The 14,517-nt window shown below is 64.7% G+C and carries 10 protein-coding genes; 3 read left to right on the forward strand and 7 right to left on the reverse strand.

Annotation, left to right across the window (positions count from 1 at the left end):
- Positions 1-335: 335 nt before the first annotated feature.
- Positions 336-572: a hypothetical protein gene (locus LOK44_RS03865; RefSeq protein WP_163924511.1), complete on the forward strand. Its 237-nt coding sequence runs from the start codon at positions 336-338 to the stop codon at positions 570-572.
- Positions 573-899: 327 nt separating this feature from the next.
- Positions 900-1,565 carry a DsbA family protein gene (locus tag LOK44_RS03870; protein WP_237568719.1) on the forward strand — a complete coding sequence of 222 codons (666 nt, stop codon included), beginning with the start codon at positions 900-902 and terminating at the stop codon, positions 1,563-1,565.
- A gap of 136 nt (positions 1,566-1,701) precedes the next feature.
- Here the strand turns inward: LOK44_RS03870 and LOK44_RS03875 are convergent, their stop codons facing one another.
- Positions 1,702-3,627 carry a bifunctional copper resistance protein CopD/cytochrome c oxidase assembly protein gene (locus LOK44_RS03875; RefSeq protein WP_372481186.1) on the reverse strand — a complete coding sequence of 642 codons (1,926 nt, stop codon included), beginning with the start codon at positions 3,625-3,627 and terminating at the stop codon, positions 1,702-1,704.
- A 501-nt stretch (positions 3,628-4,128) separates the two neighbouring features.
- Here LOK44_RS03875 and LOK44_RS03880 point away from each other — a divergent pair.
- On the forward strand, positions 4,129-5,073 hold the full coding sequence (locus LOK44_RS03880; protein ID WP_237568721.1) for a L,D-transpeptidase: 945 nt from the start codon (positions 4,129-4,131) through the stop codon (positions 5,071-5,073).
- Positions 5,074-5,099: 26 nt separating this feature from the next.
- Here the strand turns inward: LOK44_RS03880 and LOK44_RS03885 are convergent, their stop codons facing one another.
- The 6 genes from LOK44_RS03885 to LOK44_RS03910 all read right to left on the reverse strand — a co-directional run bounded on the left by LOK44_RS03885 (position 5,100) and on the right by LOK44_RS03910 (position 14,405).
- Positions 5,100-5,882 carry a CbtA family protein gene (locus LOK44_RS03885; RefSeq protein ID WP_237568722.1) on the reverse strand — a complete coding sequence of 261 codons (783 nt, stop codon included), beginning with the start codon at positions 5,880-5,882 and terminating at the stop codon, positions 5,100-5,102.
- A 226-nt stretch (positions 5,883-6,108) separates the two neighbouring features.
- Complete coding sequence (locus tag LOK44_RS03890; RefSeq protein ID WP_237568723.1) at positions 6,109-6,921, reverse strand: adenylate/guanylate cyclase domain-containing protein; 813 nt, start codon at positions 6,919-6,921, stop codon at positions 6,109-6,111.
- Entirely contained in the window at positions 6,918-9,494 is a 2,577-nt protein-coding gene (locus tag LOK44_RS03895; protein ID WP_249782793.1) for a heavy metal translocating P-type ATPase, read from the reverse strand. The genes LOK44_RS03890 and LOK44_RS03895 overlap by 4 nt, the downstream gene beginning before the upstream one ends.
- 969 nt (positions 9,495-10,463) lie before the next feature.
- Positions 10,464-12,644: an acetyltransferase SucT gene (gene sucT, locus LOK44_RS03900; protein WP_372481165.1), complete on the reverse strand. Its 2,181-nt coding sequence runs from the start codon at positions 12,642-12,644 to the stop codon at positions 10,464-10,466.
- A 104-nt stretch (positions 12,645-12,748) separates the two neighbouring features.
- A complete protein-coding gene (gene ccsB / locus LOK44_RS03905; RefSeq protein ID WP_163924504.1) occupies positions 12,749-13,720 on the reverse strand; it encodes a c-type cytochrome biogenesis protein CcsB in 972 nt (323 codons plus the stop codon).
- A gap of 169 nt (positions 13,721-13,889) precedes the next feature.
- On the reverse strand, positions 13,890-14,405 hold the full coding sequence (locus LOK44_RS03910) for a hypothetical protein (protein ID WP_237568726.1): 516 nt from the start codon (positions 14,403-14,405) through the stop codon (positions 13,890-13,892).
- Positions 14,406-14,517: the final 112 nt, after the last annotated feature.

Here is a 14,517-nt window from a genome sequence, read left to right on the forward strand (position 1 = left end):
GGGCGGCGTCCGTCACAGACTGGCCACTCACATCTACGTAGAAATTGCGTAGGCTTTTGTCGAGTGACGTATCGCGGGAACCGCGGCACGTCGTATAAGTGTGGAGGTTCGACGTCAGGAGGAGTCATGACTCGGCGAACCACCGCGTGCGCTGCGCTTGGCGCAGTCGCCGTCGTCGACCTCAGTGCCACGCTATCGGCGGCTCCGACCGCCGACGCCGAACCGAGAGCACGATAAGCGACCCACGACAGACAAGCAGCTGCGTCGGCGCCGACACGCAAGCGCAACTAGCACCAAAGTTCGACCCGAGAACGATTACTTAGGAAGGGATAACTATGACTGACCTCGCCCACTCCACCTCGAGCCGGCCCCAACGGCTCTACCAAGCCTTGGCGATCACGGGCATCGCGGTGGGAATCTTCGTCATTGCCGCTGGCCTGTACTTCCTCATCGCACGTCCGGGTTGCTGCGATTCCATGAATATGAGCAAGACCAAGATGATGGAACAACCGATGGACATGCCGTCGATGTCGCCAATGCCGGGCGCATCCGTTCCTGCGCCCGCGCCCTGAAGATCCTCGTTGCGACACGCCCCCCAAACGATGAGTGGCCGTCTCGGTGATTACGGTCGTACACGTGCGGTGGCCTCTCAGCGCGGCCGAACGGATTTTAACGCTGTGTTCGCTACGCCACAACGGGAGTCCATGAACTCGGATGACGTGGGTGCTATTGCCCTCCAGCCTCAACCCCGGCCCAGGCACACCGGATCTACGGTCTTCCTCCGTATATTGTCGAACACACGACGCTCAACCGTGGACGCGGTTTAATTCGGTGCTGCGGTACGCCGCTGCTCTGGCGCATTACAGACTTTCCAGTGAACTCAAGAAGGACGCATCCGAATGGCACCTCTCACACGCCTTCTACTGACCGTCTTCGTGGCCATCACCGCAATCATTGGGGTTGGTGTCTACCTCTCGGCCCAGGACAAGGGCATACCCGCCTCCGCCCAAGCTGAGGGTGGAGACGCCGGTCAGCTTGTCCGGGACAACAGTCGCCGCCTCAGTACCGCGACGAACAGCGATGTCAACTTCGTCGAATTCCTCGACTTCGAATGCGAGGCCTGTCGGGCAGCCTTCCCTATGGTTGAACAACTGCGTGCCGAGTACGGAGACCGCGTCAACTTCGTCGTCCGCTACTTCCCAATTCAGTCTCACTTCAACGCGGAGAGGGCGGCGCGAGCGGTCGAGGCGGCGGCCCAACAGGACAAGTTTGAGCCTATGTACAAGAAGATGTACGAAACGCAAAGCGAGTGGGGCGAACAACGAACTCCTGCGGACTCCCGATTCCGCGGATACGCCGACGAACTTGGACTCGACATGGCGGCGTTCGATGCCGCCTACAACGACCCCGCTACGCTCGATCGTGTCAATGTCGACGTAGCTGACGGCAAGGCCCTCGGCGTACAGGGCACACCGACCTTCTTCCTCGACGGAACGGAAGTGGAGTTCAGAAGCTACGACGACATGAAGACCGCAATCGAGCAGGCACTGAACAGCCAGCCTTAGTGCGGGGCAGCCGGTGTCGGCGGACGAGGTCGACGCGTCGGGACGTAGCGGGAGGTGCCATTGCGCGACACCGGGTCGGCGCCATTCGTCGGCCCGGAGGCCAGCGTGAACGCGCCGCTGTGCGCCTGTGGGGTCGTCAGGAGCCGATACTCGGCGCGCCCGTCTTCCGCACCGTTGCAGCCGAGCGGGCGCGCTGGACGATCGGCACTGCAAGCACCGCCAGCATCGCCACGAGCCCGCCAGCAGCCAGAATTTGGCCGCCCAATCGCTGGTCGCCGAGCAAGTTCGTATGCCAGCCCAATTTCAACGAGCGGTAGAAGGCACCACCGAGAGTGTCGCGCATGGTCGTCACCAAGACTCCAGCGAGGACGAATTGAGACATCGCGAACAACAGTATTGCCATCCGCCTCCGCGTGGGCATCGGCCGTAGCACCGGATCGACACCGCTGACGGCGGCGAAGAACCATACACCGCTGAGCAGGAAGTACCCGATCATGAGTATGTGGGGAGCGCGCTCGCTCACGGCGGCATCGAAAATGACCTCGAAGCACAAACCGTAGACGCCCACCAGAAGAAGCGCGAGAGCCGTCCACGGACGAGCGATCAGACCCAGCGAAGATGAATTCAGTGCGCTCACAAGCCATTCGCGCGGGCCAGGCACCGCATTCGAATGCGATGCTCGCATTGGCGTCAGCGCTAGGGTCACCGGCGCGCCCTGCACGAGCAACACCGGCACCCCTATCGTGAGGATCACTTGAACGACGGCGTGCATGCTGAACATTGCCGCCATGTACATGCCAAGTCCTGACGAAGTGGCGAACACCAATGTGAGGCAACCCATCACCCACGATGCGGTGCGCCGCTTCGACCATGAGGCACCGCCGCGAGCTAGCCGATACACCGCAGCAAGGTAGATGCCGACCATGACAAGCGCCGCCGTGCCGAAGATCAGGTCGAAACGCCATTCGAGGAAGACCCGCGCGATCGTCGGTGGCCCGGCGAGGTCGAAGCCCAACTCAGCTTCAGCCGGAAGCGGTTCGCGCGGCGCGAGCGGTGGTGGCGTACGACCAAGCCCGACGGCTACGCCGACCGCCACGCCAAATAGGGCGGCTTCGGTGAGTGCGAGCCGCAGCAGCGCACGGCGCGACGTCGGATCACGCTGCAGCGCAACGATCGACGATCGTCGATGCCGCCATCCAATTGCACCGAGCCCAATCAAGGCCGCCACCTTCCCCACGACGAGGAGTCCGTAACTGCTGCTCAAGATGTCCGACACATCTATGCGGACGGCCGCGTTGACTAATCCGCTCACGGCCATGGCCGCGAAGCACCACAACGCCAGCCTCGAGAACCGACGGGCGGCGATGTCGGTGTGCCCGCCGCCGCGCAGCGCGTGCCCCAGCAGCGCCAGCAACCCGCCGGCCCACAATGCTCCGGCGACGAGATGAATGATCAGACTGTTGGTCGCGATGTCGTGCGAGCCGCCCGAGGAGGAGTGCCCCGTCACGGCCAGCGGCATCAACGTCACCAGGCCACTGAGCAGCAGGGCGGGCGTCCATGACCACCGCAACACCGGCAGGCTCGCTACGGCAACGACCGCGGCCAAGATCGCTGTGGTACGCCACGCCGACGTGGTTTCGACGAGGTCGGTCGCTGACCAAATGTCCAGCGGCGACAGATCGGTCAACGGCACCCCTGACACGTCGGAGACCGTCAGCGCGACCAACACTGCAGCGCACATCGCCCAGACCGCGCAAGCGGCACCGCCGGTCCGAAGCGCTCGGTACCCGTCGACGTCGAGCACTCCATTGGCCTGCGGCGGGACGAGGAAGGCCGCGAACAAGAAGTGTCCGATCGCCACTATCGCAGCGATCTCGCCGGCGGCGCGCAGGAAGGGCAGCCCGTAGGTGGTTACCGGTCCCGGATCACTAAGCCCAGTCACCGCCAGCGCGTCTGGTAGTACCAGGGCGCCGATCGAGGCCGCGCTCACGCCTGCCAACAGTGCGACACCAAGCAACACGGCCCGCCCCACCCGGCGTGGAGTATCAGTCGACGTCGCCACGCCTTCACCCTCCTTTTCTCTTTCCACGTTCTCTACTTCTACCCGTCGATCCGCCAGGCCCACTGTCGCGGCGTCACGACAGCACGGGGCCTCCCAAACCGACGGCTGGCCACCCGACGAACAACCCAGCGGCTCGGCGGTCTGCGAATGTCCTCGACGACACGACAGCGACTGTGTCGCTGCTGATCCTCGCCACGGTCATCCCGGCCAGGTAGAAACGGTCAGTCGGGCCCACGAAACAGGTCAAGCAACGAGACCGGCCGGCATCGCCGGCGCGTGGGGATACGTGAGTGCGTGGCCTGAGATGGCGGTCGCGTGTGACTACATCACGCAGCCTGACGTCCTTCGCATGCACTCGTCCGTTGCCTGCTGACTGCTACGCAAGTCCCATGCCATGCTGCCGGACCCGACGTCACATCATCTACTATGCAAGTACGTACAACAAATTCCGCCCAGCCGCCGCGAGCGTCGGTCGGCGACTAGTGGAAGGGAGAGGCCCGAATGCGGTGTCCGCCAGTCAACCCAGTCGTCACGATGATGACGGTCGCCCTAGCAGCTGTGACGATTGCTCTCGCGCCGTCGGCCTCGGCCGAGCCACAGGTTCCGGTGCCCGCACCCGGCGATCCCCTCACGATCCCCAACTCGACGGCACCGAATCCGTTCGCCGATCCAACAACCGGCCCATCATCAACGGCTGTCAACGACTTAGCCGCCGGCCAGAACCCAGCGCCCTACACCGGACCACCGGTCTTCGCTCCACCCACGTTCAATCCGTCGAATGGCTCGACGGTTGGCGTCGCCAAACCGATAATCATCAACTTCCAACGTCCCATCGTCGACCGCAACCTGGCCGAGGACGCGGTCCACGTCTCCTCCTCCCCCGCAGTCCCGGGCAAGTTCTATTGGATGAGCCCAACTCAACTCCGATGGCGGCCCACTGACTTCTGGCCGGCCAACACCACGGTCAGCATCGATGCCGGTGGTACGAGGTCGAGCTTCCGCACCGGCGACTCGCTGGTGGCGACCATCGACAACGCCACCCTCCAAATGGAGATCATGCGCAACGGCGAACTAGAGAAGACCATGCCGGTATCTCTAGGAAAGCCTGGCTACGAGACACCCAACGGCACCTACTACGTGCTCGAGAAGTTCGCAGACATGGTGATGGATTCCTCCACCTACGGTGTGCCGGTCGACGCAGCCGAAGGTTACAGACTCAAGGTCCAAGATGCGGTGCGCATCAGCAACACAGGCATCTTCGTCCACGGCGCACCGTGGTCGGTCGGCGATCAGGGTAAGCGCAACGTGAGCCACGGTTGTCCAAATCTGAGTCCGGCCAATGCGCAGTGGTTCTACGACAACTTTGGCAGCGGGGACCCGGTCGTGGTCAAGAACTCCGTCGGCATCTACGACGACAACGATGGAGCCCAGGACTGGCAGATGTGACGTCTAAGCCACCGACAGCCGCGTCCTCACGAAGTAGCCAAACCGCTCGACTTCGCCGGGGAGCCGTCGCGAACCAACCGGCCTGCCAACATAGCGAACACCAGCGCAATCGTCACCCACATCACCAAGACGGTCGCCAAGGAATGCAGCCGAAATTCATAGAGGTCGTCGGCGGCGAACCCCGGATACACGGTGGCACCGGTGTTGTCGCGCAGCGCGCTCGGTGTTTCGTCGAAAGTCGGCAGCACCAGCATCATGAGCGCAGACGCCACCAGATACGATCCCGCAGCTGCGAGCGTTGCATTCCAGTGGCCCAAGCGTGGTGACAGTCGCCGGGCCACCCACACCGCCAGAATCATCAGGACCGCCGACAGCACCACGACGAGCACGAACAGCAGGCTGCGCTGCTGAAGGGTCCCCTCCTGCCCTACCGCGGGCGGATTCTTCGGATACTTCAACGCCGGGACCAAGTAAAGCGACAAGAACATCCCAGCGGCTAGCAGAACGGCCAGCAGGCGCGCGGAGACGTTTCCAAGGCGCCCGCAGACGATGCAGAAGACCACCGCAAACAGCGCTCCCATGGCAACACTGAATGCCAGAACGCCAAAGCCCATCCCGATATTGGCCTGCACCCCGCGGGTGAACAATTCAACACCGTGGCCGGGTAATTCCGCCGCCTCGGTGCGGCCCTCCTCGTAAGCCACAGCGCGGTCGATGACCGGCGTCACGAACAGCCGGGCGTATGCGAAGGACGTTAGGCCCGCCAGGGCGCCGGCGACCAGGCCGGCCGCGATCAGTCGCTTTTCCATGATCCGAATTCCTATCAGTGGTGTGGGCGTCAAGCCGTTGGCGGGTGTGATGCGATGACTCTCGATGGTCCTCGTCGGGCCTCCCAGCTTGAAGCGGGTGGCGCGCCTCGGGCGATGAACGTCGTGGGAGCAGCCCGTCCAAAATCGCGACAGCGCGGACGGTTCGGCATGTGAGCGAATAACACTGTGGCGAGCAGAATTCGGGGCGCAGTTCACCGTCCGCGTTCTACGAGCATATTGATGAGGTTGACGTCGATGCGGCATTCCCACCGGCTGGCGAGGGCACCGGTGTGCCGAAGTGCGCCGCAACCTCGCCGACGAACGACTGAGTGGTCTGCGGGTCCCCGTCATCCGACGACGTGCCGACGCGCTTCGCGAATTGGCTCGAACAAGCCGCTGAGCAGAAGTAGAAACGGTAAGTGTCTTCTTGATGCGCGATCGTCAGGGACTCGGCATCCGTCGTGACATGCATTCGACATATCGGATCGACGTGCTCCTGGTGGCGGGTTCCGACGTCGAGGGCGAAGGCCTCCACGAGCGCACCGACGTTCCGCAACCGCAGCGGACCCAACGACATCAGCGCCAAACGGTCGGCCCCGTGAAGCGCGGCCGCGGCTTCGGCGTTGCCGACGATCTGGCCTGGCCGGGCGATCGCGGCGAGTCTGGCCGCAGTATTGACTGTCGAGCCGAAGACGTCACCGCGGCGCTTCACTACCGACCCGGCATCGATTCCCGCGCGCAACAGCGGAGATCCGTCAATGCGACGGATTTCGTCGTGGAGTCGTCGAAGGAAGGCTAGTGCCGCAGTGGGGTCCGAACTGGTGATTAGCACGCCATCGCCGAGGGTCTTGATCATCTCGTCGTCAGGCCCCAGAACACTCGCGGCGATGGTGGTGAATCGATCTGCCAGTTCGGCAGCAAGATGATCGCCGTGGGCCTCGGTGAACGCCGTGAAACCAGCGATGTCCACGAAGACGACCACCGTGTCTACGTGAGCATGCTCGAATCGATCTGCCGCACTGAAATCTTCGACCGTCATCGCGCCACGTCTGCGAGTTCGACGCGCGGTGCCGCTTCGGGGGTCACCGACTGCATCGGCATCCCGAGAAGGCGCAGTGCATTGGCGACGACGATGAGAGTCGAGCCCTCATGGATGAGCACGGCGGGACCGATGCCCAGACCGAAGACCGTCGCCGGGATGAGGACCGCGACGATTCCGAGACTCGCCCACAGGTTTTGCTTGATGACCCGCGAAGAGCGACGGCTCAGGCTCACCGCGAAGGGCAAGGCGCGCAGGTCGTCGGCCATCAGCGCAACGTCAGCAGTCTCCAGCGCCACATCGGATCCGGCCGCACCCATCGCGATCCCCACACTCGCACCGGCCATGGCCGGCGCATCGTTGACGCCATCGCCGACCATACCCACGCGGCCGTGGCGTTCCCTCAAGGCGGCGATCTCCGCCACCTTGTCCTCGGGCATCAGATCCCCGCGGGCGTAACCGACACCAACTTCGGCGGCGACGGCGTCCGCCACCCGCTGATTGTCTCCCGACAGCATCACCGTGTTCTCGAGGCCGAGTTCGGCGAGCCGTGCGATCACCGCCGACGCCTCCGGTCGAGGAAGATCCATCAATCCGATTGCGCCCAACCACCGATCGCCCGCGCGGACGATCATCGTCGTGCGGCCCTGCTGTTCGAGACGACTCACCTCGGCAGCGAGTTCGGCCGGTGGCGGCTGGGCGGCGTCAGTGAACAGTTCGGTCTTGCCGATGTAGACCTCGACATCCTCGACGGACGCAACGATGCCGCGGCCAATCACCGCACGGACGTCGGTCGCGCGAAGCGTCGCCGCTCCGGCCAATCGCTGGCTGCCGTCGCGGACGATGGCGCGGGCGAGCGGGTGGTCGCTTTGCTCCTCCACGGCCACGGCAATCTTCAACAGTTCGGCCTCGTCGCTGTCCCCGGTGGCCCACACGTCGGCAATCCTGGGCCGCCCCTCGGTGAGGGTGCCAGTCTTGTCGAAGGCCAGCACGTCGAGTCGCCCCAGTTCCTCCAGCGCGGCGCCGCCCTTCATCAGGATGCCGGCCCGCGCCGCTCGCGCCACCGCCGACAACACCGCACTGGGCGTGGCTATTGCCAGCGCACACGGGCTGGCCGCCACCAGAACGGCAAGCGCCCGGTACACCGTGTCGGTGAACGGCTCGTCAACTACTAACCCGGCGAAGAGCAGCAGGACCACACCGACCAGGATCGCCGGCACGAAGATGCGCTGAAATCGGTCGGTGAAACGCTGTGTGGAAGTCGTCTTGGTTTGCGCTTCGGCCACCAAACGCGCCACCCGGGCCAAGGTGGAGTCGCCGGCGAGCCGGGTGACTTGCACTTCGATGGCGCCGGCGCCGTTTATCGTTCCGGCGAACACCCGCGACACCGCGTCAATGCGTTCTGGCGCAGCGGCGGCTGCCGTTACGTCCGGGACCGGAATCTTGTCGACCGGGACGCTTTCGCCGGTCACTGGCGCTTGATCGACGCTGCTGGCACCTGCTACGACGAATCCGTCCGCAGGCAGCCGCACGTTGGGGCGCACGACGACGACGTCCCCAACGCGCAGGTCCGCAACGGACACTTCGACGATGTCGCCGGTGCCGCCGCGCCGCACTAGGGCCGTCTTGGGGGCCAGCTCGGCGAGCGCATCGATCGCTCGGCGAGCGCGGCCCATCGCGTACCCTTCCAGCGCGTGCCCGACGCTGAACAGGAACAGCAAAAGGGCGCCTTCGGCGACTTCGCCGAGCGCTGCCGCACCTGCTGCGGACACCAGCATGAGGAAATCGATCTCGAAGCGGCCCTGCCGCACACTCGCGAGGGCTTCCTGCACGGTGAAGAACGCACCGAAGAAGAACGCCAGGCCGTAGGCCACCACCTCCACCGAGCGCGGCGTCTCGGCTAAGGCGGCCAGTAACCAGCCTGTCAGCAGCAGCGCGCCCGCCAGTCCCGCGAAGATCAATTCGGTGCGCTCGCCGAAGATTCCGCCGTGACCGTGTTGATGGTCGCCGTCGTCTCCGTCGTGGGCGACGGGAGTTTCGGCAACGGCGGTCTCTGCGTCGGGGACTACCCCTGACGGCGCCACCTTCGCGGCGATGACGTCTACGAGTTCTTGGGCCGTCACCATCGCCCGCTCGAACTCCAGCTGGACCGATCCTGGTGCCGCTGCTGCGGCGACGACGCCAGGAATCGTCGACAGTGTGTCGACGAGCGCAGTTCGCACCGCCTCATCGTCATCAGTGCCTGTGGTCAACCACCGCAGGTGCCCGTACGTCGACGTGATCGTATTGGCCACCTGCAGAGCCCGTCGCTGCACTTCTGTTGCGGTGGCAGCCTCGGCGTCGTAGTGCACGCAAAGGCGGGGTTCCGACGTGTCGCCATCGATGACGTGGGCCTGTTCGATGACTCCGTCGTCCCCCAGGTTGCGCCTGAGCCGGTCAGCGCAGCGCTCGTCGCTACCGGGAAGCAGGGCTGCTAGGTCCAGTGCAAGAGTGTCGTTCGCGGGCCCGGCGTCCGCGCCGCCGGTATTCACCGTCCCGCCGTTGCGATCTGCCATGCATGCGATAGTACGCATGTATGCATATCAATCAACCCTTTGCCGCGAAACCTCGCCGCGTCGGCGAGATAATCGGGCCGGCGTCATCGTCCGGCTGTGTCGGTCGACACGCCCAAGGGTGAGCGCGGTGCCCCCGGGAGTTTTCCGATAAGGCTCGACGGGACAGTCGCCGTGTGGCAGAACGGCCCCGTACCGGCGGCGCGCTCTCGAGAATCGGCGTACAACAGACCGTCCAGCTCGACATCTGTTGTCTCGCACTGCTGCTGCGAGCGTCGCCACACATGACTGTTTCGTCGGGTTTCTTCTGGTGAACATAGACGATTCCGATGCGCAGCGTCGCGGCGCACGCACCGGGGGCGCGGCGCTATTGCCGGCGTCGCGAGGCGACGCCGGGACATCGGCGATGATGGGAGCACTACCAACGGTGACCGAGGCCCGTGGCGGTCTTCGACGGCCAATACGCTACGTACTTACCCTGGGGATCGTAGAAGTGACAGCCGCCATCGGGACTGGTCTGCGCCGTCCATCCTCGCGACACGGCCCACTCCACTAGCGCACCGACCATCTCACCGGTTGCCGGCGGCCCGTCGGATTGGTTCCGCCCCGCGCCGTGGAACTGCTGCATATGCCATGCCCTGGGCCTGCCATTGGCGAGGCCTCTTCCTCTCGTCTCATGTTGGTCGCCGCAACGGAGATATGCGGGAGGTCGTTTCGCCGCGTCACCTACGTATCTAGACAGTACTTGTTGGTGGCGCCGATGGTGGAAAGCGCGTTCGGGGCATGAGCCGAGAATCGCTCAGTGAACGCCAGCAGCAAGGAAGCTCGGACGGCCACCCTCAGAACGCCCCGCGGTGCGTTCGTCTCGCTATCCGGCGCCGCCGTTGGCTATGCGAGGTCAGGCCGTCCCGTTAGCGAATCGTCGGCTTGCACAACGAAGCGGCACTGACGAAGTTGTGAGCCGCCTCAGTGCGCGCAATAGGACGCCGCTTAGGGCCACCATCCGGTCAACGCACCCATCCTGCGCCCAAGTTCTGGCGCCAGGGAGCGTACGTACGTGGCCGACAGGTGATGAGAATCTCGGTAGATGAGGACGTTCCCTTCGGCGGCTCGGCAGTAGTCGTCTCGACACAGCGCACCGCTCAGATCGATCACGTTCATCTGCGGGAACCGTCCGGGGAGACTTGCGGCGGGATTGACGTCGTCGAGGACAAGTGCTCGTGGCATGCCGCACGTCGTCGCGTCACCACCGTCGGCGAGGCAATCACTCGGGAAGAAGGGGTCGCCGTTGCGGACCAGCCACGGTGTGTCGCGCATGCCCAGCACCTTCACCCCGTTGTCGGCGAACGCCTGCCAGATCGGCAGGTACGCCTCCGGCATGACGTCACCGGGCCCGGTGTCTCGTGGTCTTGTCACGGTGGTGAACACGTAGTCTGGGCGGTCGGCGACGATCTCCCGCATGGCGGCTTGGACCCAGTTGAAGCACTGCGGGTACGGCTCCCCCGACCCCGGGATGCGGGGCACCCGCTCCGCCGATAGGGGGCAGCCCATCTTGAGGTAGGTCACGACCTTGAAGCCGTGCAGCCGGCCGAGCAGGTCCAGCGCGGTGATCCAATGCTCGGAGTGCGAGCCGCCGGCCAGCGCGATGGTGCGGGTCGCGGCCCCGGAACCGTAACTGCACTTGCGCAGACTCGGGTCCGCGAAGTCGCTGATGCAATTGTCTTTGGTGCTCTGCGGCAGGTCGTCCTTGGCCTCGAGGACCGTGGGCCGCATCGGCAGCTGGGGAACCTTGGCACGGTCGATCAGCGCGCGGGCCCCCGGGTAGTCGCGCGCCGACAGACCGGACAATTCCTCGCCGTTCGCCCGCTGAACCGTCATGTGCTCGCGCCACGTGAACGACGTCGCCGCAAGCGCCACACCCAGCAGCGTGACGATCGAACCCAGCACGACGGTCGGCCGACGCAGCCGGATGCGCAGCGGCACGGCAGACTTCGGCTTTTGAGCATTCGTCGCACGCAACCGCAACGGGTTCTCCACGAAGCGCGTAGTCAACCAGGCCAGCACACCGGAGGCCAGCAGGACGCCTGCGCCCTCGGTCAGGTTGGTCTCGGCGTGTCCGCTGTAGGCGAGCCAGAAAATCAGCAGCGGCCAGTGCCACAGGTAGAGCGAGTACGCCACCGCGCCGAGGGACACGAGCGGCGCGGTGGCGAGGAGGCGATTCGGTAGCGGCAACCCGCCGTCCACGCCAGCGAGATGCGGATCGGCGGCACGGTTGGCGGCGCTGAGGATGAACAGGATGGTCGCCCCGACCGGTACCAGCGTCCAGGGCCCGGGGAACTCCGCGACGCCGTCGAGGAATGCGCCACACGACAGAATCGCGGCGAGTGCGATCGCCGAAACGGTAGTCCGCAGCCACATCGGCCACCGCACGTGCCGGATTAGCGCACCTGCCAGCGCGCCGAGGAGAAGCTCCCAGGCCCGGGCGAAGCTGTCGTAGTAGGCGGTTGCCTGGTCCGCGTCATGCGCGATGATCGCGTAGACGAACGACGCCACGGTGAGCGCCGACAGCACCGCGATGAAGACGATCCGCAGGTGATGGCGGAGGAGGCGGCGCAGCAGGAACCCCAGGCCGAATACCAACAGCAACAAAGCGATGTAGAACTGCCCCTGCACCGACATCGACCAGATGTGCTGCAGCGGACTCACCGTTTCGCCCGCGCGCAGGTAGTCCGACGCCGTGGTCGCCAGTTCCCAATTCTGGTAGTAGCCAAGGCTCGCCAAGCTTTGGTCGGCGAACGTCTCCCACCGGGTCTCGGGCTGCACCAGGATCGTCAGCACCGCCGACGCGGACAGCACCACCACCAGCGCGGGGAGCAGTCGCCGGACCAGACGCCGCACCTCCGGCATGAGTGCCAGGGATGCGGTCGGATTGAGCGCGGCCCGCAACAGCCTTCCGCCGAAGAAGAAACCCGACAGCACGAGGAAGACGTCGACACCACCGGAGACCCTGCCGAACCACACGTGAAACACGGCGACCAGTGCGATCGCGACGCCACGTAGGCCGTCTAGGTCATGACGGTAGACGCCGAACTCGCTAGGGCGCAACGAAACAGAGGTCGCTGACCCCGAACCATTACGTCGAACCTCCCGCGGTTGAGCGACGGTCAACATGGCCGTCGAAACGACGCTCGGTGAGTCGTAATTTCAGCCGCGGTCATGACGCTGGCGAGACGAGATCGGTGTGTTGGATACGTGCGCACGCTGTGGCCCCGGCGTCAGCCCACCCCGGCGTAGGAGTGCAACCCCGCAATGACTAGATTGATGAAGAACAGATTGAAGACCATCGCCACGAATCCGGCCACGTTTATCCATGCGGCCTTCCTGTCACGCCACCCCGCGGTGGATCTAGCATGCAGATAGGCCGCGTAGGCGACCCACGCGACGAAAGACACCGTCTCCTTGGGGTCCCATCCCCAAAAGCGTCCCCATGTCTCCTCGGCCCAGATCGCGCCGAAGATGACGCCGAACCCGAAGACGGGGAACGCGAATATCGTGGTGCGGTATGCGAGTCGGTCCAAGATTTGCGCATCGGGCAGTCTGGACACGACGCCCGCATAGAGTCCTTCGCGTCCGGGGTCGCCCAACCGCGACGTCCTCACCAGGAAGAGGATGCTCGCCACGCCGGCGACGAGGAACACCCCTGAGCCGAGGCTCACCACCGACACGTGAATCGGCAACCAGTACGACTGCAGCGCGGGCATGACGGGTGCGGCGTCGGCATACAGCCACTTGCCCGACACCGCAAGCAGAATCAGCACCGGAACCAGGACGAACACCCACAGTGGCCGAAGATCAAGACGCCGCAACACGATCAACGCCGCCACCAGTCCGCAGAAGCAGGTCAGGTTGATGAACTCGTACATGTTGCCCCACGGCGCGCGCGAGGTGGCCAGCCCACGCAACACGATGCACAGCAGCAGGAACCCGGCACCCACGACGACGAGGGCAACACCAGCACGCTCCGCGCGTTCCACGACCGACCGTCTAGGGACGTCTGCGACGACACCCGGACGTGCGCTGTCGGTTGCGACTCCCACAGGCGCCATTGACCTCTCGAGTGCCCGACTGCGACTGTTCGCGAACGTTGCTGCCAGCACCAACAACGCGAGAACGAGTCCGACCATCGCCGACGTGTACGCCCAATCCGAATACAACGCCAGGGATACGCGTGTGCCAACTGCGTTCATGACGTGTTACTTGCATTGCTGTTGAAGGCCGTCGACGCAGCGCAGCGAGGCCGCGATCTGACTCGTCTGGTTCCGTTCCTCCCTGCTCTACGCGATAGCGTCGACGAATCGAACGTCGCTTCACACTGTTTGACTTGAAAGGCAGCCGGCCGCCGCCTCCCGCAAATGGTCATTGCGTGCCTGGCCTGTCGGATAGCGGAGGTTCGAGGTCCCGAAGGAGATGACCGAATCCATTGATTCGCATGTCGGTTCGAAGCGATGGGCTCGGCCGGTTAGTCCGCAGCCATCTCGCCAACGCATCGGCTTGCCGTTCCTGGGGGGCATCCGCCACACCAGCGTCGTCGAGGACGAAGTAGCACAAGGTTGCGTCGCCGTAACGTTCGTCGATCATGCCCGCGGCGGTGGTCGCCTTAACGTCGGCCGCCATGACGCGCAGTTCGAGGAAGGCCCCATCGGCGTGCGGCGCTGCAGCTGCGTGCAGACGCAACCACTCGTGGAATTCCTGGTACAGGTCGGACGGCAGGGGGTGGCCGGTGCGGGACAAGGCAGTGACCACCACCAGTATCGCCAGGCTCGGCTCCCCGGCGTGTAGCGCCGTGAGCGCCGCCGAACGCTGCGCCTCCGTGAGGCAGGGTTCGGCGGCCTCCCACATCACCTCGGCCATCTCGAAGTCTCCCCTGATCATTTTGTGCGCCTGTGTGTTTCACCAGCCGACCCTGGCCTCAACCCAGGCCGCGTGCGCGTCCGTATGCCAGCGTCTCGTCGTTCGCCGCCCAATAAGCTTGGATAGCGCGCGC

It is taken from the genome of Mycolicibacterium lacusdiani (assembly GCF_021916785.1).
Lineage (GTDB): Bacteria > Actinomycetota > Actinomycetes > Mycobacteriales > Mycobacteriaceae > Mycobacterium > Mycobacterium lacusdiani.